Source organism: Aliamphritea hakodatensis (assembly GCF_024347195.1).
Classification (GTDB): domain Bacteria; phylum Pseudomonadota; class Gammaproteobacteria; order Pseudomonadales; family Balneatricaceae; genus Amphritea; species Amphritea hakodatensis.
In genome coordinates this window covers 2,668,552-2,686,429 of the sequence record NZ_AP025281.1, presented here as the reverse complement: position 1 = coordinate 2,686,429, position 17,878 = coordinate 2,668,552, and the positions used below count along the sequence as shown (strand labels likewise).

The 17,878-nt window shown below is 49.7% G+C and carries 25 protein-coding genes and 3 tRNA genes; 14 read left to right on the top strand and 14 right to left on the bottom strand.

Annotation, left to right across the window (positions count from 1 at the left end; translation table 11 throughout):
* Positions 1-17: 17 nt before the first annotated feature.
* Positions 18-1,019 (top strand): thioredoxin fold domain-containing protein, encoded by a 1,002-nt coding sequence (locus tag PCI15_RS12370; RefSeq protein ID WP_271270273.1) that lies wholly within the window; start codon positions 18-20, stop codon positions 1,017-1,019.
* A 52-nt stretch (positions 1,020-1,071) separates the two neighbouring features.
* A complete protein-coding gene (gene mtnN / locus PCI15_RS12365) occupies positions 1,072-1,824 on the top strand; it encodes a 5'-methylthioadenosine/S-adenosylhomocysteine nucleosidase (protein WP_271270272.1) in 753 nt (250 codons plus the stop codon).
* A 51-nt stretch (positions 1,825-1,875) separates the two neighbouring features.
* Here mtnN and PCI15_RS12360 read toward each other — a convergent pair whose 3' ends face one another.
* Positions 1,876-2,415 (bottom strand): TlpA disulfide reductase family protein, encoded by a 540-nt coding sequence (locus PCI15_RS12360; protein ID WP_271270271.1) that lies wholly within the window; start codon positions 2,413-2,415, stop codon positions 1,876-1,878.
* A gap of 140 nt (positions 2,416-2,555) precedes the next feature.
* Here PCI15_RS12360 and PCI15_RS12355 point away from each other — a divergent pair, with 140 nt between their 5' ends.
* A complete protein-coding gene (locus PCI15_RS12355) occupies positions 2,556-3,431 on the top strand; it encodes an NAD(P)-dependent oxidoreductase (RefSeq protein WP_271270270.1) in 876 nt (291 codons plus the stop codon).
* Positions 3,432-3,553: 122 nt separating this feature from the next.
* Positions 3,554-3,691: a hypothetical protein gene (locus PCI15_RS12350; RefSeq protein ID WP_261840996.1), complete on the top strand. Its 138-nt coding sequence runs from the start codon at positions 3,554-3,556 to the stop codon at positions 3,689-3,691.
* Between the two features lie 108 nt (positions 3,692-3,799).
* Here the strand turns inward: PCI15_RS12350 and PCI15_RS12345 are convergent, their stop codons facing one another.
* Entirely contained in the window at positions 3,800-4,708 is a 909-nt protein-coding gene (locus PCI15_RS12345) for a DUF1853 family protein (protein ID WP_271270269.1), read from the bottom strand.
* A 157-nt stretch (positions 4,709-4,865) separates the two neighbouring features.
* On the opposite strand from PCI15_RS12345, the gene PCI15_RS12340 reads away from it, so the two are divergent.
* From PCI15_RS12340 to PCI15_RS12310, 7 genes are all read left to right on the top strand, one after another.
* Complete coding sequence (locus tag PCI15_RS12340; RefSeq protein ID WP_271270268.1) at positions 4,866-5,177, top strand: excinuclease ABC subunit C; 312 nt, start codon at positions 4,866-4,868, stop codon at positions 5,175-5,177.
* A gap of 116 nt (positions 5,178-5,293) precedes the next feature.
* Positions 5,294-7,183, top strand: a complete 1,890-nt coding sequence (gene uvrC / locus PCI15_RS12335; protein ID WP_271270267.1) for an excinuclease ABC subunit UvrC — start codon at positions 5,294-5,296, stop codon at positions 7,181-7,183.
* A 77-nt stretch (positions 7,184-7,260) separates the two neighbouring features.
* Complete coding sequence (gene pgsA, locus PCI15_RS12330) at positions 7,261-7,809, top strand: CDP-diacylglycerol--glycerol-3-phosphate 3-phosphatidyltransferase (protein ID WP_271270266.1); 549 nt, start codon at positions 7,261-7,263, stop codon at positions 7,807-7,809.
* 177 nt (positions 7,810-7,986) lie between these two features.
* A tRNA-Gly gene (locus PCI15_RS12325) sits at positions 7,987-8,062 on the top strand.
* 37 nt (positions 8,063-8,099) lie between these two features.
* A tRNA-Cys gene (locus tag PCI15_RS12320) sits at positions 8,100-8,173 on the top strand.
* A gap of 6 nt (positions 8,174-8,179) precedes the next feature.
* A tRNA-Leu gene (locus tag PCI15_RS12315) sits at positions 8,180-8,266 on the top strand.
* Between the two features lie 219 nt (positions 8,267-8,485).
* Positions 8,486-9,235 carry a hypothetical protein gene (locus tag PCI15_RS12310; RefSeq protein ID WP_271270265.1) on the top strand — a complete coding sequence of 250 codons (750 nt, stop codon included), beginning with the start codon at positions 8,486-8,488 and terminating at the stop codon, positions 9,233-9,235.
* Positions 9,236-9,271: 36 nt separating this feature from the next.
* Here the strand turns inward: PCI15_RS12310 and PCI15_RS12305 are convergent, their stop codons facing one another.
* The 10 genes from PCI15_RS12305 to PCI15_RS12260 form a co-directional block, all read right to left on the bottom strand.
* A complete protein-coding gene (locus PCI15_RS12305) occupies positions 9,272-10,261 on the bottom strand; it encodes a phage integrase central domain-containing protein (RefSeq protein ID WP_271270264.1) in 990 nt (329 codons plus the stop codon).
* 6 nt (positions 10,262-10,267) lie between these two features.
* Positions 10,268-10,486, bottom strand: a complete 219-nt coding sequence (locus PCI15_RS12300) for a DUF4224 domain-containing protein (RefSeq protein ID WP_271270263.1) — start codon at positions 10,484-10,486, stop codon at positions 10,268-10,270.
* A 10-nt stretch (positions 10,487-10,496) separates the two neighbouring features.
* On the bottom strand, positions 10,497-10,730 hold the full coding sequence (locus PCI15_RS12295) for a hypothetical protein (RefSeq protein WP_271270262.1): 234 nt from the start codon (positions 10,728-10,730) through the stop codon (positions 10,497-10,499).
* A 24-nt stretch (positions 10,731-10,754) separates the two neighbouring features.
* Positions 10,755-12,452, bottom strand: a complete 1,698-nt coding sequence (locus PCI15_RS12290) for a DNA cytosine methyltransferase (protein ID WP_271270261.1) — start codon at positions 12,450-12,452, stop codon at positions 10,755-10,757.
* Positions 12,452-12,643: a hypothetical protein gene (locus tag PCI15_RS12285; protein WP_271270260.1), complete on the bottom strand. Its 192-nt coding sequence runs from the start codon at positions 12,641-12,643 to the stop codon at positions 12,452-12,454. The genes PCI15_RS12290 and PCI15_RS12285 overlap by 1 nt, the downstream gene beginning before the upstream one ends.
* Positions 12,640-12,897: a hypothetical protein gene (locus PCI15_RS12280; RefSeq protein WP_271270259.1), complete on the bottom strand. Its 258-nt coding sequence runs from the start codon at positions 12,895-12,897 to the stop codon at positions 12,640-12,642. Before PCI15_RS12280 ends, PCI15_RS12285 begins: the two co-directional genes overlap by 4 nt.
* A gap of 82 nt (positions 12,898-12,979) precedes the next feature.
* Entirely contained in the window at positions 12,980-13,447 is a 468-nt protein-coding gene (gene ssb, locus PCI15_RS12275) for a single-stranded DNA-binding protein (protein ID WP_271270258.1), read from the bottom strand.
* A gap of 10 nt (positions 13,448-13,457) precedes the next feature.
* Complete coding sequence (locus PCI15_RS12270; protein ID WP_271270257.1) at positions 13,458-13,718, bottom strand: hypothetical protein; 261 nt, start codon at positions 13,716-13,718, stop codon at positions 13,458-13,460.
* A gap of 321 nt (positions 13,719-14,039) precedes the next feature.
* Positions 14,040-14,270 (bottom strand): hypothetical protein, encoded by a 231-nt coding sequence (locus tag PCI15_RS12265; protein ID WP_271270256.1) that lies wholly within the window; start codon positions 14,268-14,270, stop codon positions 14,040-14,042.
* Positions 14,248-14,685: a helix-turn-helix domain-containing protein gene (locus tag PCI15_RS12260; protein ID WP_271270255.1), complete on the bottom strand. Its 438-nt coding sequence runs from the start codon at positions 14,683-14,685 to the stop codon at positions 14,248-14,250. Before PCI15_RS12260 ends, PCI15_RS12265 begins: the two co-directional genes overlap by 23 nt.
* Positions 14,686-14,868: 183 nt before the next feature.
* On the opposite strand from PCI15_RS12260, the gene PCI15_RS12255 reads away from it, so the two are divergent.
* Entirely contained in the window at positions 14,869-15,897 is a 1,029-nt protein-coding gene (locus tag PCI15_RS12255; protein ID WP_271270254.1) for a hypothetical protein, read from the top strand.
* A 74-nt stretch (positions 15,898-15,971) separates the two neighbouring features.
* Here the strand turns inward: PCI15_RS12255 and PCI15_RS12250 are convergent, their stop codons facing one another.
* Positions 15,972-16,301 (bottom strand): helix-turn-helix domain-containing protein, encoded by a 330-nt coding sequence (locus PCI15_RS12250; RefSeq protein ID WP_271270253.1) that lies wholly within the window; start codon positions 16,299-16,301, stop codon positions 15,972-15,974.
* A gap of 225 nt (positions 16,302-16,526) precedes the next feature.
* Between PCI15_RS12250 and PCI15_RS12245 the strand changes: the two genes are divergently transcribed.
* The gene (locus tag PCI15_RS12245) at positions 16,527-16,709 is read left to right on the top strand and encodes a hypothetical protein (RefSeq protein ID WP_271270252.1); all 183 of its coding nucleotides are present in this window, start codon (positions 16,527-16,529) and stop codon (positions 16,707-16,709) included.
* Positions 16,710-16,744: 35 nt separating this feature from the next.
* Here the strand turns inward: PCI15_RS12245 and PCI15_RS12240 are convergent, their stop codons facing one another.
* Positions 16,745-17,308: a hypothetical protein gene (locus tag PCI15_RS12240; RefSeq protein WP_271270251.1), complete on the bottom strand. Its 564-nt coding sequence runs from the start codon at positions 17,306-17,308 to the stop codon at positions 16,745-16,747.
* Between the two features lie 88 nt (positions 17,309-17,396).
* Between PCI15_RS12240 and PCI15_RS12235 the strand changes: the two genes are divergently transcribed.
* Positions 17,397-17,630 (top strand): Cro/CI family transcriptional regulator, encoded by a 234-nt coding sequence (locus PCI15_RS12235; RefSeq protein WP_271270250.1) that lies wholly within the window; start codon positions 17,397-17,399, stop codon positions 17,628-17,630.
* Positions 17,631-17,878: the final 248 nt, after the last annotated feature.

Below are 17,878 nucleotides of genomic sequence, written 5' to 3'. Positions count from 1 at the left end.
TGAAGGAGATATCAGTAATGATCAGGCAAGGTATAAAGCAATGTTTCCGTCAGATATGCCGGTTGTCAGTCGTCATGCTTATGGCGTTTACCGTGCATGCCAGCCAGGGCGGGCAGCCTGCTGTGAGTATGCAGGCGGTCGATCATAATCAGGAGATTCCCGAGCTGAGCTGGTATCTGGACGGTTTTCTGGAACTTGCCGATGACGTTGCCGAAGCCAGGGAACGTGGCCATAAAATCGTATTGTATTTTCATCAGGAAGGTTGTCCCTATTGCTACAACCTGGTCACTCAGGTATTTCCGGAACCCCGTATTGATGCCCTGATGGCTGAAAATTATGAACTGATAGAGCTGGATATCTGGGGGTCACGGATTGTTACCCTGCAAGATGGCACCGAGCTGGAAGAGAAGCAGCTGGCGGCCATGTTAAAAGTTCAGTACACCCCGACCCTGATCTTTCTGGATGAAACCGGGACACCGGAACGCCGGGTTGACGGTTACCGGCCACCGGAAGCGTTTCTCGAGCTGGTCACAGGGCTGGTGAATGGCGAAAGTGCGCTGCCATCCTCAGAAGAGACAGGGGATCAGCTGATTGATCTGAGCAAACAGTCCCGGCCTGCTGCGATTCAGCTGGTTGCTACAGCATGCTCTGCCTGTGAAGGCTTCAGTCAAGAAGTGCTGGTCAGAGAGGATACCCGGGCGTTGCTGGCGGACTACCGGCAGGTAGACGTCAATTTGACGGATAATCCCATGCTTAAACTTCCGGATGGAAGGACACTGCCGGCAGGCCAGTGGGCACGGGAGCTGGGTATTTCATATTTACCTGCCTGGATTTTTCTGGACGCTGCCGGTAAAGAACAGTTCCGGGTGGATGCTTACGTAAGAGCATTTCACTTTAACAGCGCTTTACAGTATGTTGCTTCCGGCGCGTATAAAGGTCAGCCTGAGTTTCAGCGTTATCTTCATGATCAGGCCGATCAGATCCGTAAAAGTGGCAGCAGCGTCGATATATTAGAGTGATAATGATTACTTAATCATTACGCGTGGTAATTTTAATTGGGAAACGTATAAGATGACAGCACAAACCAGTTTTGCAAGCCGCCTTCAGCAGCAGAGTAACGCACTTAAGGTAGGCATTATCGGTGCGATGGATGAAGAGGTAGAAATCCTTAAGCAGGCACTGCAGAACCGTGAAGATCACACCATTGCCGGTTATGAGCTTTTTACCGGCCAGATGCACGGCGTTGAGGTTGTACTGCTTAAATCAGGAATCGGTAAGGTAAATGCGGCGATTGGTACCACGCTGATGCTGCAGACGTTTCAGCCAACCTGCGTGATTAACACCGGCTCGGCCGGCGGTTTTGCAGCGGAGCTGGAAGTGGGTGATGTTGTTATTTCTTCTGAAGTGCGCCACCACGATGTCGACGTGACCATCTTTGGCTATGAACACGGTCAGGTGCCGGGCCTGCCTGCAGCCTTCCTGCCGGATGAGCATCTGGCTCAGGTAGCGGAGTGCTGTATTGCCCGCATGGAAGGAATGAAGACAGTGCAGGGGCTGATTGCCACCGGTGATTCCTTCATGAACTGCCCGGAACGTGTTGCCAAAACCCGCGAAAACTTCCCGACAATGAAAGCGGTTGAGATGGAAGCGGCGGCAATTGCCCAGACCTGCCATCAGTTTGATATGCCATTTATTGTTATCCGTGCGTTGTCTGATATTGCCGGTAAGGAATCAAATCTGTCATTTGAGGAGTTTCTGGTAACCGCCGCCAAGCATTCCGCAGCGATGGTAATGAACATTGTTGAAGATCTGCACGCTGCATAATTGTGCAGTGGGATTAAAAAAGCCGGCAATTGCCGGCTTTTTTGTATCTCGTTATTGGGGGATCAGTCCCCGGACAGCCTGAATATTTTCCGGATGATCCCATTCGCGGATACCGACGATCTTTTCCAGTACATTGCCGTCGGCGTCCAGTACAAAGCTGGAAGGCATGACATCAATCAGTTTTGAGCCAAGGGCAGTGCCTTTTTCATCAATCAGGATGTCCATGCTGAGCTGAGTTTCCTGCTGGCTGAGAAAGTTTTCGATGCTGGCCTGGTTTTCACTGATATTTACCGCAACGACCTGAAACTCATCATAACTGAAGGCGTCCTGCAAACGCTGCAGGGCAGGCATCTCTTTAACGCACGGCCGGCACCATGACGCCCAGAAGTTTACCAGCACGGGTTTGCCGCGGTACTCGCTGAGTGAACGGGTGTTTTTTTCCATGTCAGACAATGATAACTGGTGCAGTTGCCGGGTTTGCACCTCGGGACTGGCCTTTTCAGCATATGCCGCTGAGGCAGAACAGAGTGTCAGGATGGCTGAAGTAATCATTACGCGTGGAAATGCTTTTAGTTGCTGCATGCTGATCATAAAGTTGCGTCCGTGAAAATTAACACCGTAGGTACATATTCTGCCCGATAACGGCGCGAGTCTAAACAAAGAGTTTTGCATTGACTGCGCTTGGTATAGGCTAGGCGCAGTTAATAATGCGTGTCAGAGGATAAGAACACATGAAGGTTGCATTTGTTGGTTTGGGAGTAATGGGTTTTCCAATGGCGGGTCATCTGGCCCGTGCCGGTCATGAAGTGTGCGTCTATAACCGCACTGAAGCCCGCGCTGAGAAATGGCTGGAGACTTACCCGGGCAGCCGTGCTGATACGCCGCAGGCTGCCGCTCAGGGCGCTGAAATTGTGTTCACCTGTGTCGGTAATGATGCGGATCTTCGGGAAGTGGTCACCGGTGAGCAGGGTGTGTTTGCCGGTCTGGCTGCCGGTGCCATTCTGGTGGATCATACGACCGCTTCTGCCGATGTGGCGCGTGAGCTTGATGCGATTGCCGCTGAGCGCGGTTTTGGCTTTCTGGATGCGCCGGTTTCCGGCGGACAGGCAGGCGCTGAGAACGGTGTGCTGAGTGTGATGGTTGGGGGCAGTGATGCGGTTTTTGCTATAGCTGAGCCGGTGATTGACTGCTTCGCCAAATCCAGCAAGCTGCTTGGTCCGGCAGGCAGTGGTCAGTTGGCTAAAATGGTGAACCAGATCTGTATTGCCGGCCTGGTTCAGGGCTTGTCTGAAGGGGTTCACTTTGCACAGCAGGCGGGTTTGGATGTGGCGGCTGTTTTTGATGTTATTCAGCACGGTGCTGCCGGTTCCTGGCAGATGGTTAACCGCCATCAGACCATGATTGATGATGAGTTTGATTTTGGCTTTGCCGTCGACTGGATGCGTAAGGATCTGGATATCGCCCTGAGTGAAGCGCGTAATAATGGCGCTCAGCTGCCGGTGACCGGTCTGGTTGATCAGTTTTATGCGGATGTGCAGGGGATGGGTGGCAACCGCTGGGATACTTCAAGTCTGGTTAAACGCCTGAACCGTAATCGCCAGTCGTAAGGCTTAACCCTGCTGATTAACCTTTGCACAAAATGACTGTTGCTCTTGATGATTGGTGCCGATTCTCTATAATCGGCGCCAATTATAAATAAGGGTTAAAAGCCCGAAACGAGGACAGTTCTATGGTCGATAAGTACAACTTAATCTCTTTCGCGCCGAGCATTGCAATTGTAGGCGCGATGCTGGTCATGGTCGTTGTGGGTGTTTGCCTTCTGAAGAAGAGCATCGCCAAAGATGCGGCTGCCGCTGAGCGCAAGTAAACTCTGCTTTTCAGGTATCTGCAGGTGCCGTCCGGCATCTGCATCTCACAGTACTTTTTTCTTATATATCAGCCAGTTAATCTTCCCGGTTGAAGTGCCGGTTAGGGTTCAGGCGCCGGTATGCCAGTCATTCGGCACGATAAAGCCGCGGCTCACTTCCTGCCAGCCGTGTTCCGGATGCTGATTCAACTGAGCAATTAACAGCGGTGACGATAAATCATCGATATTTGCCAGCAGCTCATGACGGCTCAGGCTATCCTGAAAGCACATACGGGCCGGTGCCAGCCACTGGGGTTTCATTAAAATGCCGTAGCGAAAGTCCTGACTGCCAGGCAGTGCCTGAGCGGCTTGCAGTGGCAGCCACCAGCCCCGGGCGTGCTCTGGGCTGACCGGTTCGATCCAGTTATCCGCATTCTGCCATTCGGTGTAAGGGTAGAAGAGGTAGCCTTTAAGCAGCAGGCTGTGCAAATCCGGAAACAGGTCCAGCTTTTCAGCCTGCTGGCCGCCGGCGCGGGTGTTGGACAGTTGCAGCTGATGCTCATTGAGCCTTTGCCATTTACGTGACAGCTGATCAGAACGGTTAGGGCCAATAAAGTGGCTCAGATCCTGTGCCCGGGTATCGGTACACAGATAGAACTTAACCGCCGTTTCAAGATGCACTTTTTTACCGGTATTCAGGCGAATCAGGAAGTCATATTCACCCACGGTAGTTTTGTCTTTGAATACCTGAATATTAGTTTTTATTTCAGTAGGTTGTATGAACTGTTTAAGGTATATTTTAACCAGGTCTTCGAAGTAATAACCGAGCCTGTAACAGGCTTGCTGGCGTAGCTGGCTGATCACAGGTTCAGGATGGTTATCGAGGGCTTCAAGGCGTTGTTGCAGGTTATCGATATCAAACAGCCAGTCGGCACAGAGTGATTCAGGTAGGGTCATAATGTCCGGGCTGCGGGCGAGCCAGGCCAGATCTCTGACAATTCCGTGGCGGAAGTTTGCCATGCTTACTTCAGTCTTCATACGCAAAGCATTCACATTGCTGGGAAAAATCCCTAAAGTAGTGAAACTGTAGCAGTTATTGAGCGTGTTTGAGAACTCATTTTCAGCGCATAATCCGGACACGCAGCTGATAACGCAACCGAAAGTCGGGCAAGCCGCCCTTTATAAGGTAAATATCATGACCCAGACCAGACGACAGCAGGATACTCAGGTGGTTGATGAGCAGGATCGTCATCCTTTAATGACCACCAATGACATTAATATGATTCTGGTGAATGGTGCACAAACCGCCCTGAGCAAGCTGAAAAGGGCGCAGAGCTTTAATGCCCGGTTGTATTATTATGCTGAGATAGCGGTATTCCTTGAGGTCTCTCTCTCCCGTGACTCAGGCATTCTGGACGATACCCGCCAGCGGCTGGAAGAAATTCATCAGGAAGCCACACACGCCCATATGGATGCTAATAAGCTGAACAATATTATTGATGTTTAGGTAATAAGCACGGTGCCCGCTTGCCGTTCAGATTGCTGGCGGGCGGATGATTTCCTTTTCCGCTCCGGAATATTTATGGCTTGCCACCCGTTGGGTGCTCAGTAGAATACGGCTGCATGGTTGATAATAATCCCCCCCACGACGACGCGGTGTTTAAGGCAGCAGATGCCAGTGACAGCTCACAGCAGGCGTTTGACAGTAAGGCTTTTCTTTCCCGTCTGACAAGGCGTCCCGGTGTGTATCAGATGTATAACAGCAAAGAAGAGCTGTTATATGTTGGCAAGGCCAAGAATCTGAAAAACCGTGTCAGTAGCTATTTTCGCTCCACCGGCCTTAATGTAAAAACCCAGGCGCTGGTCAGCCACATTGCAGATATTCAGATCACTGTGACCAACAGTGAAACCGAGGCGTTGCTGCTTGAACAGAATCTGATTAAAGAAAACCGGCCGCCGTACAATATCCTGCTGCGGGATGATAAATCATATCCGTATATCTTTGTCTCAGATACACAGACCTATCCTGCGGTGCGCTTTCACCGCGGCGCAAAGCGGGCTAAGGGTAAGTATTTCGGCCCGTTTCCCAGCAGCGGTGCGGTGCGGGAAAGTCTGGCTATCTTGCAAAAGGTTTTCCAGATCCGGCAGTGTGAAGAGAGTTTCTTTAAAAACCGTTCACGGCCTTGTCTGCAGCATCAGATCAAGCGCTGTACAGCGCCCTGTGTCGGGCTTATTTCCCCGGAAGCCTATCAGGGAGACATTCGCCGGGCGAGTATGTTTCTGGAAGGCAAAAGCACCGCGATAATGGATGAGCTGGCGGTGCTGATGGAAGACGCGTCCATGGCGTTGAAATTTGAAGAGGCTGCCCATTTTCGGGATCAGATCTCAAGCCTGCAAAAAGTGCAGGAGCAGCAGTATGTTTCAGGCACAAGTGGTGATGCGGATGTCATTGGCTGCGCAATTAAACCCGGCGGAGTATGCCTGCATATGCTGTTTGTTCGGGGCGGCCGTATTATCGGATCGAAAGTGCACCACCCCAAGGTGTCCGTTGAGGATACCGAAAGTGATTTGTTGTCTGCGTTTATTGCGCAGTGGTACCTGGGGGCTGGCCGGGAAATTCCGGATTCAGTGATTACCAGCTTTCCGCTGGAAGATAAGGATTGCCTTGAAGAGGCGCTGGCGGCACGTCGCGGCAAGAAAGTGGCGGTGGTTGAGCGGGTGCGGGCAGATAAAGCTGGCTGGCAGCGTCTGGCACAGACCAATGCAGAGCAGCATCTGCAAAGCTATCTGGCCAGTAAACAGAATATTTATAACCGCTTTCTGGCGCTTCAGGAGGCGATGCAGCTGGATGATGTGCCAAGGCGTTTGGAATGTTTTGATATCAGTCACAGCTCCGGTGAGGCAACTGTGGCGTCCTGTGTGGTGTTTGACCATAACGGCCCGCTGAAAAGTGATTACCGGCACTTTAATATTACTGACATCACCGGCGGTGATGATTACGCCGCGATGCATCAGGCGCTGACGCGCCGTTATACGCGTTTGCGTAAAGGTGAAGGCAAACTGCCGGATATCCTTCTTATCGACGGTGGTAAAGGGCAGGTATCCCAGGCGGTTGATGTGCTCAGTGAGCTGCAGATAGAAGGGGTGCTGATTGTCGGTGTTGCGAAAGGCAGTGACCGCCGTGCCGGGCTGGAAACACTGGTGATGGCAGAAACAAATACTGAAATTTCCCTGCGCGGGGATTCTTCCGCGCTGCACCTGATACAGCATATTCGTGATGAAGCCCACCGCTTTGCCATTACCGGGCACCGGGCCCGCCGTGCCAAAGCACGTAAAACTTCTCCGCTGGAAGGCATTGCCGGTGTGGGAGCCAAGCGTCGCCGTGAATTACTGAAGCACTTTGGCGGTATTCAGTCTATCGAGAAAGCAAGTATTGAAGAAATTGCAAAAGTCTCTAGTATTAGCCGCAAAATTGCTGAGGATATTTATGCCGCGTTACATCCGGACCCGTAACTGATATGTTAGCTGCGGCCCGAAAGGGCATGATATTTAAAGGGTTGTCGAGAAAACCCTGTTGTTTTGGATAATTGATGAAAATCCCCAATATTTTAACCTCATTACGCATTCTGCTGATTCCGGTCTTCGTGATGATTTATTACCTTCCCTATGGCTGGAGTGCAGTGGGGGCGGGTTTTGTATTTGCGCTGGCGGCTGTCACAGACTGGCTGGACGGTTATCTGGCCCGTAAGCTTGATCAGAGTTCGCCGTTTGGTGCGTTTCTTGATCCTGTTGCCGATAAGCTGATGGTGGCGGCAGCACTGACATTGCTGATTGAGACCTACGGCAATCTCTGGATAACCATCCCGGCGATTATCATTATTGGCCGTGAGATTGTTATTTCGGCGCTCCGGGAGTGGATGGCTGAGCTGGGTAAGCGGGCCAATATCTCGGTATCCTATATCGGCAAGGTGAAGACATCACTGCAAATGCTGTCGATTCTCTTGTTACTTGTCAGCATACCTTACTCCACTGTTTCCTGGGCCGGCATTGTGTGTCTGTATATGGCGGCAGTGCTTACGCTGTGGTCAATGTATATTTATCTGGCTGCGTCCTGGGCGGATCTTACTCATGATATCTGAATGCTTTAACGCCCGGTAAAAGCTAATAATAACCAGCCTTGAGCTGGTTATTTTTTGTCCGTTTACTGGCAATCTAAGTTATTAATCTGCTTGGTTTTTTCTAAGCAGGGGTGAACACCAAAAGTTGTTGACATAAAAGGGCATCTGTCTATAATACGCACCACTCTTACGGAGCAGGCGGAATTAGCTCAGTTGGTAGAGCGGAACCTTGCCAAGGTTCAGGTCGTCGGTTCGAGCCCGATATTCCGCTCCAATCTCTTTACAGAGAACTGCAACGTAAAAGTTACCTAGGCGCGATGGCAGAGTGGTTATGCAGCGGACTGCAACTCCGTGTACGCCGGTTCGATTCCGACTCGCGCCTCCATGTCCAGCCCGGATGATGGAATTGGTAGACATAGGAGACTTAAAATCTCCCGCTGGAAACAGCGTGCCGGTTCAAGTCCGGCTCCGGGCACCATTGATATGGTCACTTTAAACCCCGCAGGCTCAGGCTTTCGGGGTTTTTTGTTGTCTGGGGCTTGGTTTTTCAATTTCTCTTAAAAACGCCTTTCCTAATAAAGTTCCTAATATACAGTGCTGAATATAATGCTTTTGCTTGGTTTTTATGGGGGCTCTTTAGTAGTGATTGAAAAAAAGATAGAATTTTGTTCTGTATAAACGATGGAGATTTCTGCTTATGGACGAGGTTAAGGTTAATGAATACTTATTGAGTGGAGCGGATATTGTTGGTTTAGTTGACGCTTTGGTCTGGCCGGTAGTCTTCTTGATTTCTCTATATACGGTTAAAGATGGGGTGCCAGAAGCGGCAAAAGAGTTCTTAAAGAACATACGATTAAAAGAGCTTTCTACTCCAATTGTCAGTGGAAAATTTGAGCAGGTACCCGTAGATAATACTGATGGAGTGAGGGAGCTTAAGCAGGCCCAGTCTTGCATAGAAGAAAACTCTTATTCTGACAAAAAGAGCGGTGGCTCGAGTGAGTACACAAAGCTGATTGATACTCAGATCAAGAGAGAAAATAAGTTATCAGGTTCAATATTGAATACGGTCAGAGATCAGCTTCAATCTTTAAGCAAGGATGAAAAAGTTGATCTACTTGAAAGAACCTTAGCGATAGAGTTATCACATAAAACGTTCGCATCAATCACTCAAACAATTTATTTGTCGCAGTACAATTACTTACTCAGCCTTTACGTTAAGGAAGATCATAAAGACCCCATAAAAAATATATTTGTATTTTTTGCAGCGATTCGCGAAACAAACGAGACATTACAAAATACAGATGCCAGTTCTTTTGTTGGTTATCTTGTTAATTCAGGGCTTATGATTGTTGAAGGTGATCAGCATCAACTTACATTAACTGGTGAGTCTTATGTTGAGTATATACAAAACAACCCTAATATTTACTCTATGCTGACTAAGATTTAGCTCTATCAATTCATAACTGAATCTTCGGGGTGGCTGTTAATCATGCGTTCTAACTACCTCAGTTTTTCGGTCATAGGTCGCTATCATCTGAAATGATTTATGACCGCTAAATTTTTGTTTATCGCCACTCCAATCACTAATGCTCTTTGCCTTGATGTCATGAAATGTGAACTCGAAGCTCAGATTAGGGTACGCTTCTTGAGCGAGCGCTTTAGCTTTTAGCCATCGTGCACGGAAGGCTGCATAGGTCAGTGGCTGGCCTTGTTCGTTGGCGATTACCTGATTGACTGAGCTGATCACCTGAAACGACTTTGCCGTGTTTATGGCTGCTTGCAGGCGAGGGGACCAGGCTTTGATCTGGGCTTTGCCGGTTTTACCCTGTTGTATATAAATCCCTTCTTGCTGCAGCTGGTTGGCTTGTAGCTTTAACACATCCCCAACCCGGGCGGCGCAGCAGTACGATATTTCCATCACCGCCTGAATAATCGGATCACTACATTTCAGGATGGCGGTGTATTCTGCATCTGATATATAGCGTTCACGGGCTTTCTCTGTAAACTTCCGGACGCCTTTGCACGGGTTAGCGGTTACCTTACCTCGCTCATATGCCCAACTGAATACCTTAGACATAAACGAGTGTTCCCGGTTGGCGGTTACCTGTGCCTGTTGGCCTCGCAGGTCCATATACTGGCGTATGTGTTCTGGTTTTATGTTGCTGGCTTGCATCTTTCCAAACGGTTTAAGTACTTGCCGTGCATTCTGGTGGTATTTCTTTTGTGTGCTAACGGCCAGTTCTTCAAATGCAGGTGAAGCTAAAAATTTCTGCACCAGTTCTTTAAAGGTGCCTTGTGACATTTCCAGTTGCGCCAGGGCTTCGTCATAAGAGCGAATAACGGCGGCTTTACTGGCCGTCAGTGGAACCAGCCGAATAGCGCCACCGGTCTTAGGGTGAAACTCATAGGCTGATTTTCCTTTGTATACCCGCTGCGGTAGCCATTCGGTACCGGGCTTCCTTTTTCTGCCCATGGTGTTTTATGCCTTAAATGCTGAAAAGTCAGGTTCTTCCTGCGCAATAGCATGGCGCAAGTGCGAAGGGTGGTTAACGTGATACCAGGTGGTTTTTATCTTACCGTCAGCCCGCTCTACAAACTCAATGCCTGCTTCCCGCAACACATGTGCCTGCTTGGCCCGTTGCTTGTAGCCGGTCAGCTCGATTATATCGCTGTCTGTAAGCAGATTAGCCTGTGCCATGCGATATCTCCTATTCATCATCCCAGGCATTACAGTCCGCACCCATATCATCGATGTCGGTTAAATAGTCGTCTAACTGATCAGCCATATCTTCAATCTCTTCGTGAAGCTCAGACATTGCTTTCATGGCTTTTCTGCAAGACTCCGGGTTATTGTGTTCTGCAATTTCACTAAGCTGATTGGCCGCATCAAATATGTGTGTGCGGGTTGCTTCAATTACCTTTTTGATGTCTTCGCATTCCATAGATCTCTCCTTTCAGTCAGTGGCTTAATGCCACTCCCGATCTTGCTTTTGACGAACGGACATGGCGGCTGCAACTGGCTGTACCCATATCGGAGTTGAGCCAAGTACGAAAGTTTCTCCAGACCATGCAAGTAACAGGGTTTCTGCAATCACGTTGAAGATGGCCTCGGCAGCTGGTGGCGGAACCATATTGCCAATTTGTTCACGCCAGATGCTGTGGCCACCGCCATGCATTTCAAGGTATTCACCGGGCTGCACGTAGCCCTGTAATGCTGCAAGCTCGAGTGTGGTGAACGGGCGGTGCCAGGTGCCATCTAATGATTCGATTACGCAGGCCAGTTTTTCATTTTGGTCAGGTAGATCAGATGGGCGAGGATCAGCAACAGAGAACTTTCCATTGTCGTACTTGCCTGCAGCAGTGACAGCGCCAGCGGTTTCTTGCCAGTCGACAACACCATAATGTGCGGCAGTCAGATAATGGTCGCCTTTTTCCCGGTGCAGTGCTGGGCGTGGATCTTGTACAGAGAACGCACCTTCACCGGTGGTGCTGGCGGCGATAACTGAGCCGGCATGTTCTGACCAGGGCACGATTTTGTATTTACCGCCGCCTCGCCGGTGATTTGCAGGCCTAGGATCAGCAATGCCGAAAGCGCCTTCACCTTTGTTGCTGCCGGCGATAACGGTACCGGCAGTATCTTGAAGGCGGCAGATATTGTATTTCGAAAAGGCCATGCCAGAATTCGGGCGTGGGTCAGCCACAGCAAACGCGTCATTTGTAACTGTGCTTCTACCAGGTACGGCACCAGTGCTGCAGTGCCAATCCCGGACCCCTAAATAGCCTTTGTGGTACTCAGGAATGATCAGATAGTCCCGCAAGGTGCCGTCAGTGTTCACAGCCAAGTCTCTAAGGCTACGCCAGTCTTTACCGGCTTCAACAAATGCCAGTCGAACCCACGTTTTCCAGTGCAGCTGAGGGATTGAGTGCAGAGGCCCAGCACTGGCATTACCCGGCATTGGGAATCCTTCAAGCACTTTACCGACAGAGTTAAGCGGGCGGTGCGGCGGCTCATATAAGAACGGTGGCACTTTCTCAGCATGTCGAGCCACCAGTAAGAAACGTTTACGGCTCTGCGCCAGCCCTGCTACATGACCACAGTCATGAGTTGTGCGGGCAACGATATAGCCATAGCGTTCAAGTAATTGCTGTATCTGGTCCAGCAGTTCGCCGCCACGGGCTTCAATGCGGGGTACGTTTTCCAGCAGGAAAAACTCTGGCGGATCGTCTTGCCAAGCTTCCATGCAAAGAAATATACCCCGAACGGTTAAGCGGTTCAGTGCTCGGTATTTATCTGTTTCACTTTTCTTCTGGCTTAGCAGGCCAGAGAAGCCTTTGCAGGGCGGGCTGGTAAAGATGATGTGCGGGCGCTCATTTCCTGCTGCCTTGCGGATATCTTCAGGCGTGATTTCTTGCCAGTCAGCAGCGGGCTCAGCACCGTGAAAGTCAATGTACTGATCGCGGTCGAATAGGTCCATGACGCTACCAGGTGCACCGGTTTGCTGCTCAAAGTTATGGATCGCATCAGGCAAAACATCAATGCCACCTAAGCAGCGCGGCTTTCCCTGAAGGGTGCCGATGTTTGCCTTGCCACGGTTAAAGCCAATCGCACCGCCGCCTGCCCCGCAAAATACGTGAAAGTGTCGGATTTCTTTTACTGTGGCCATTATTCAGCCCTCTGGATATGGTCAATGCTGACGGCACCGGTTTGACCGGCTACTTTTACAACGCCGCTGCCACACACCATCCACGGATCAGAGGTGATTTCAGTATCGCGGTGGCGGTCGCGGCCAAGCACGGGGAAATACTTTACAGGTGTGCCGATAGGGAACTGGGTTTTGAACTGGTCAAGGGTCATAACTGGTTACCTTTATGCTGCGGAACTGCTAACAATTCTTTTTGTCGTGACATGTCACAATTTGCGATGTTGTGAATTAGAAGTGTCACAACCTCACCGTCTTCTTCGAATCCGTGATCAGACTTAAGCTTGTCCAGGTGTTCACGGGTTCTGCGAAACATATCCATTTGGAAAAGCTGAGCGCCGACTGCTTCCCGGTGTTCTTTTTCTCGCTGCAGTTGTTCCGCTTTGCGCTTTGCTGCTGACTTAGCCATCTGTCAATTACCTTTCTTGGCATAGGTGCGCTGCGCTGGCCGTGGGGGAACGAAAGGCCAGCGCGGCGACTTAATCGGTTCGTCAAAAGGGCACATCATCATCAAACTCGACCGGCGGCAGGGGCGCTGCGCTAGGTGCCGGAGCGGCTTGCTGTTGCTGGTACCGCTGGGGTTGTGCTTCCGGATACGGGCCTTGGCTGTTGCTTTGCTCCGTCCGTCCGTCCAACATTTGTAATTCATTGGCGACAATCTCAGTGGTGTACCGGTCCTGTCCGCTCTGGTCCTGCCATTTACGGGTTCTGAGAGAGCCCTCGATGTACACTTTTGAGCCTTTGCGCAGGTATTCACCGGCGATTTCAGCCAGCCGGTTAAAGAACACCACCCGGTGCCATTCAGTGCGCTCGACCGGCTGCCCGGTTTGCTTGTCTTTCCAGGTGTCAGAGGTGGCAACCGTGATGTTTGTCACGGCGTTACCGCTTGGCATGTATTTGGTATCCGGGTCATTGCCCAGATTGCCAATCAGAATGACTTTGTTAATTCCGCGAGCCATTGCCGTTTCCTTAAATCAGTTTGTTGCGTGGTTCAATTTCAAAATTGAATCGGCGGCGCTTGTGCCAGTCCGGACGGCGCAGAATCTTCAGCGTGTTAATGGCCCGCCCTCGGTCGCCATTGCTCATGGTGTCCATGTGCTGCTCAATCAAGTGAATATCTGCTTGCAGGGCTTCATATTCAGAGTATCGACCGCGCACTAACTGAGAGCTTTCTGCTTTGTCTATGGCATCAGCGGCCAGTTTTCTGAATTTGGGTGTCTGGTGTTTCATTAGCTTCAGTCCATTCTGTGTTTTGCACCGTGCCGTATAGTGGCTGGGGCGTGTGGGTCGTATTGATCAGCGCCGCGGCGCAAATCAGCAATTTGTTGTTTTAAATCCCTGATCACCTCCAGCATGCTGACGGCGGCAATGCTGGGAGTTAATGCGGTGCCAGTTGTGCGACAGACAACACCCATTTCATTACAGGCAGCGCACGGGACTTCATGAAACAAGCCTTCTATATAGGCTTTGCCGTTGCAGACAGCGCAGGGCGCTATCTGAACTCGATTTATCTTCAGGTCTGGGCCTGTTGATTTCGGTTTATTCACTGTGCTACAGGTCCAGATTCAGTTGTTTTTTGACGAAGATCGCACCGGCGTATACATCGGGTTTAATTTTCCGCTCGACCAGCCCCTGCCTGGCAGCTTCTTCCAGTACCGGACCCACATAGCGAGGGCTGTAATTAAGAATGCTGGCCAGCAGTTCAGGGGTGTATTCCTGATCGGTCACCATGTTTGCAACCACGGCATGGCCGCCTTTATCAAGCAAGAATTCGAGGCTCATGCGCTACCCACTCAGAGATATTTGATTTACTAAAAGCTAACCACTGGGGCAGGTCGGTAGCTTCTTCAATGGTGGCCAGCTCCCGGGCCCTGCGCCCACGGACCCGCCGGGTCATATCATCAGCGCTGCTGAAGCACGCAGCAAAGCCGAAAGCCAGCAGCAGGGCGGCGGCAGCCCCTTTGGTTTGGAAGACTCCAGCGATGAAAAGAGTCGCGACCATTTGCGCCCGGGTGTGGGTGTCAGTAATAGCCATGCAGCCCAGCACGTCATGCTTAGCTGTCCGCTGGGTAATGCCAACGATCATCCCTATTTCAGAATCAGTTTTGCCGGCAGCCACCCACGTTGCACACTCAACCTGCCGGCCTGTGAGTTGAATTGCTGCTGCTTTTTCTTGATTGACTTCAATGTCTCGCATTTCTTTAATCTACCTAAAGTAGCATTCAGAATGAATATACTACCTCCGGTAGCTCAAGTAAAGCTACCAATAATAGATTTTTGCAAAAACTTTGGGGTGGTAGAATTCCGGGGCATTGCAAGGATTGAGCTTGGTAGGGCGCTCAGTAGTTCCGGAACCTTCTAACTATGCCAAGGAATGAAAATGGCCAAAGTATTTAATGGACCATATAAAGCAGGGCCGGCCGGCGGCGCAAAGAAAACGCTTTTAACAGATATTGATTACGAAGCTTACAACGCTCAAAAAGAGTCAGAAAAAGACATTCTCAGTGAAAGGCGCCATTGGTTTTTTGGCTGCCTGTTTTTATTGATAGGTACCTTCATACTGTTCTCAGTTCCTCTGGCTGGAATACCTATTATCTTAATTTCCACATTCTTATTGCCGCCCATAAGAAGCTTGGTTTATTCCGCCGCGAGGAAGGATGTTTCAGCCAAAGGAAAAGTCTTACTGTCCGCTACCCTGATTGTTCTATCCGGATTTATGTATAAACAACACGATGACCGGCAGGCAGAACAGCAGCTGGCTGAACAGGTGAGGCAGGTAGAGGAAATAAGGCACCAAGAAGCAGAATATTTCAACGCTAACCGCGAACAGATAATAGCCAGCATTAATCAACATCTGTTATCAAAGAGTTATGAGGCTGCAGCGGCTGAGTCTGGCAAGTATCTTTCTGCCGGAGGTGAAGAGCTAAAAAGCCTGAATTTGCAGGCTAAGCAGCTGTTGGTCCAGACTCAAAACAACGAAGAGATTTCTAAAATATTAGCTGAGCTTAAAGCGATCCCTGTTAAAGAGTACGAGAAAAACAGATTGCTTTATCTGCGCCTGGTTGATTTGGACCCGAGCAAAAAGAGATACGCAGAAAAGCTTAAGTTTTACACCAAAAAGGTTGAGGAACAGGAAGAGCGAATAGCGGCAGATACAGAAAGGGCGATTAAAATTAAAAAGCAATTTAGCCCTATCGATGGCCGGCACTACAACTTTGAAAGACTGATCAAAACAGAAATGAACGATCCTTCAAGCTATGAGCATGTTGAGACGGGTTACTGGAACAGGGGAGATCATATTGTTGTTAAAACAATTTTCCGTGGGAAGAATAGTTACGGCGCCCTGGTTAAAGACTCAGCGACAGCCAAGTTTAATTTGGATGGTGAGTTCCTTCAGTTGCTTGAATAGGTATTGATGATAGCTGTATGAATGACCTTGAGGGGGTGGCAGGGGTGTCTGTTCCCCCGGGTCGGGACGTTTGCTTAAGCGTTTTGCTTTTCGGCCAGCGCCCCGGCCACGCTTGAAACCAGTTCCCTATAGGGGGTGGGTAACATCCTGTAGTCGCTTAGAAACGTTTGTTCTTCCTTCGTAAGCTGCGTAATGTTTTCGCGTCCGTTAATGTAATAATCAATGCTCATGCCGTACAACCGGCACATGCTGGCAACATCGCCCAAAGTATTGGGCTCTGAACCGCCTTCACGTTCCCAGCTTTTAATCGTGGCAATAGATTTATTCAGCTTTTCAGCTGCGTCTGACTGTCTCAATCCTGCGCTATTCCGTGCGGCTTTACATCTTTTAGCGCGACTACTCATAAGGTAATAGTGGCAAAAATATTGCTTATTGGAAAATTTTTTTTCTGAAGGGTAAGGCGTTCTAACCCTAGACAAGTGTTTGAGGATATACGGATTAACCCTTTGTTGTTACTGGGAATTCAAGAAACTAAACTGTGTCGGCAGCGTTTGTTTCGCCGCATGGACACGGAGCCGTTATGGCAGTGGGAGTTCTCTTAACTGAGAAAAAGCACGTAGGGATAATTAATGGAATTAGGAAAAGACGGTCAGGTTATACACCTGAAAACAGTAAATCGAGCAGAAGAATTAATTGATCAGTGGGTTGATATTGAGGATATGACAAACCCAGTAGAAAAGCTTGCCGCTGCCAGTATCTGGCGTATGCGGGTAAGGGATTATGCACGTCTCAAGAGGGCTGATAGCGCATAGTGCTTTGCCTGTTCGCGGTGTTGTTTGTTGTTTTGTTATCCTTCGCTTCCTGCCGCGGTACTTAGTACTGCATCGCGAACTTCTTCAGGAATTTCATTAGGTTTAGTCTTATATTTAACGCAATGGTTGAATAGTACAGCAGCCGCTTTTGCCGCGATCCGGTCGGAAAACTCAAAGCCGGAAAGGTCGCGAGTCTCAACAACGTGAGCCATGCAATCCTGCAGTAGAGTGATGTGGAAGGGGTTCAGATAGATTTCAGGTTCTTCTACTGTCACAAATGAATTATCACCGTTGCTACCTGGTAGCGCGACCTGTTGTTTTTTACTTTCGTCCTGGGGGTATTTCTCACCCTCGCCATATCGTAACCACGCTTCACGAACACCCAGCCACCGGGCGATCTTCGGCATTTTCTCGTTATCTGGCCAGGCTTGACCGAGAGTGTACCGGCGGGCCATTTCGTTTGTGACCTTGGCAACGTCTTTAAGCTTAAGCGTGGTCACACCGGTGGCGCTTTTCCGCTGGGACTGCTGACCATTTTCAAGCATGGCCTCAATCAGGCGGGCTGCAAATTTTTTGCATTCTGTCTGTTCATTTCTCATATGGGTAATTCTATTACTACTATCGGTAGTATTAAATTAAACTATCGGTAGCTTATTGGCTTGACACTAAGCTACTACCGGTAGCATTATGGCCCGCATGAATACAACGACCGATTTAAAAGCCTGCGCTTCAGCTGTTATCGAAAAGCTGGGCGGCCCATCTGCCATTGCTTCTACCCTGGACATTTTGCCGTGGGCAGTTTCTAAGTGGCGTAAATCTAAAATTCCAGCAGAAAGGGTGCCTGTCTTGGTGCAGCAGTTTTCCGGAAAGGTTACTGCTAACGAAATGCGCCCTGATCTATATCCCAAAGATAGCGGTTAATTGCTGGTGGCGCATTGTCCGAACGGACAAAGCAGCCTGATAGAACAGAATTCACAGTAAGGGACCGGGAGAGATCTATCTGTGTTTGGCCGGTATCTGTTTCCCGGGTACCGGCCCTTTTTATTTACTGGCTCTGCCAGCCATTATGCCCCTTAGACTGGGGCTTTCTGGGTGCAAATTATCGCTAAAGCTAAAACCCAGCTGGTGGTCCCGGCTAAACAGATCAGGGAGGGCAGGCCGATGTAGTT

Coding starts and splice junctions, on each gene's coding strand:
- PCI15_RS12340 (WP_271270268.1), top strand. CDS start 4,866: ATGACCCAGACCAGACGACAGCAGGATACTCAGGTGGTTGATGAGCAG.
- PCI15_RS12300 (WP_271270263.1), bottom strand. CDS start 10,486: ATGGCACAGGCTAATCTGCTTACAGACAGCGATATAATCGAGCTGACC.
- PCI15_RS12295 (WP_271270262.1), bottom strand. CDS start 10,730: ATGGAATGCGAAGACATCAAAAAGGTAATTGAAGCAACCCGCACACAC.
- PCI15_RS12310 (WP_271270265.1), top strand. CDS start 8,486: ATGGACGAGGTTAAGGTTAATGAATACTTATTGAGTGGAGCGGATATT.
- PCI15_RS12290 (WP_271270261.1), bottom strand. CDS start 12,452: ATGGCCACAGTAAAAGAAATCCGACACTTTCACGTATTTTGCGGGGCA.
- PCI15_RS12255 (WP_271270254.1), top strand. CDS start 14,869: ATGGCCAAAGTATTTAATGGACCATATAAAGCAGGGCCGGCCGGCGGC.
- mtnN (WP_271270272.1), top strand. CDS start 1,072: ATGACAGCACAAACCAGTTTTGCAAGCCGCCTTCAGCAGCAGAGTAAC.
- ssb (WP_271270258.1), bottom strand. CDS start 13,447: ATGGCTCGCGGAATTAACAAAGTCATTCTGATTGGCAATCTGGGCAAT.
- PCI15_RS12235 (WP_271270250.1), top strand. CDS start 17,397: ATGGCCCGCATGAATACAACGACCGATTTAAAAGCCTGCGCTTCAGCT.
- PCI15_RS12360 (WP_271270271.1), bottom strand. CDS start 2,415: ATGATCAGCATGCAGCAACTAAAAGCATTTCCACGCGTAATGATTACT.
- PCI15_RS12355 (WP_271270270.1), top strand. CDS start 2,556: ATGAAGGTTGCATTTGTTGGTTTGGGAGTAATGGGTTTTCCAATGGCG.
- PCI15_RS12270 (WP_271270257.1), bottom strand. CDS start 13,718: ATGAAACACCAGACACCCAAATTCAGAAAACTGGCCGCTGATGCCATA.
- PCI15_RS12305 (WP_271270264.1), bottom strand. CDS start 10,261: ATGGGCAGAAAAAGGAAGCCCGGTACCGAATGGCTACCGCAGCGGGTA.
- PCI15_RS12345 (WP_271270269.1), bottom strand. CDS start 4,708: ATGAAGACTGAAGTAAGCATGGCAAACTTCCGCCACGGAATTGTCAGA.
- PCI15_RS12240 (WP_271270251.1), bottom strand. CDS start 17,308: ATGAGAAATGAACAGACAGAATGCAAAAAATTTGCAGCCCGCCTGATT.
- PCI15_RS12350 (WP_261840996.1), top strand. CDS start 3,554: ATGGTCGATAAGTACAACTTAATCTCTTTCGCGCCGAGCATTGCAATT.
- PCI15_RS12245 (WP_271270252.1), top strand. CDS start 16,527: ATGGAATTAGGAAAAGACGGTCAGGTTATACACCTGAAAACAGTAAAT.
- PCI15_RS12265 (WP_271270256.1), bottom strand. CDS start 14,270: ATGAGCCTCGAATTCTTGCTTGATAAAGGCGGCCATGCCGTGGTTGCA.
- PCI15_RS12280 (WP_271270259.1), bottom strand. CDS start 12,897: ATGGCTAAGTCAGCAGCAAAGCGCAAAGCGGAACAACTGCAGCGAGAA.
- PCI15_RS12370 (WP_271270273.1), top strand. CDS start 18: ATGATCAGGCAAGGTATAAAGCAATGTTTCCGTCAGATATGCCGGTTG.
- PCI15_RS12260 (WP_271270255.1), bottom strand. CDS start 14,685: ATGCGAGACATTGAAGTCAATCAAGAAAAAGCAGCAGCAATTCAACTC.
- pgsA (WP_271270266.1), top strand. CDS start 7,261: ATGAAAATCCCCAATATTTTAACCTCATTACGCATTCTGCTGATTCCG.
- uvrC (WP_271270267.1), top strand. CDS start 5,294: ATGGTTGATAATAATCCCCCCCACGACGACGCGGTGTTTAAGGCAGCA.
- PCI15_RS12250 (WP_271270253.1), bottom strand. CDS start 16,301: ATGAGTAGTCGCGCTAAAAGATGTAAAGCCGCACGGAATAGCGCAGGA.
- PCI15_RS12285 (WP_271270260.1), bottom strand. CDS start 12,643: ATGACCCTTGACCAGTTCAAAACCCAGTTCCCTATCGGCACACCTGTA.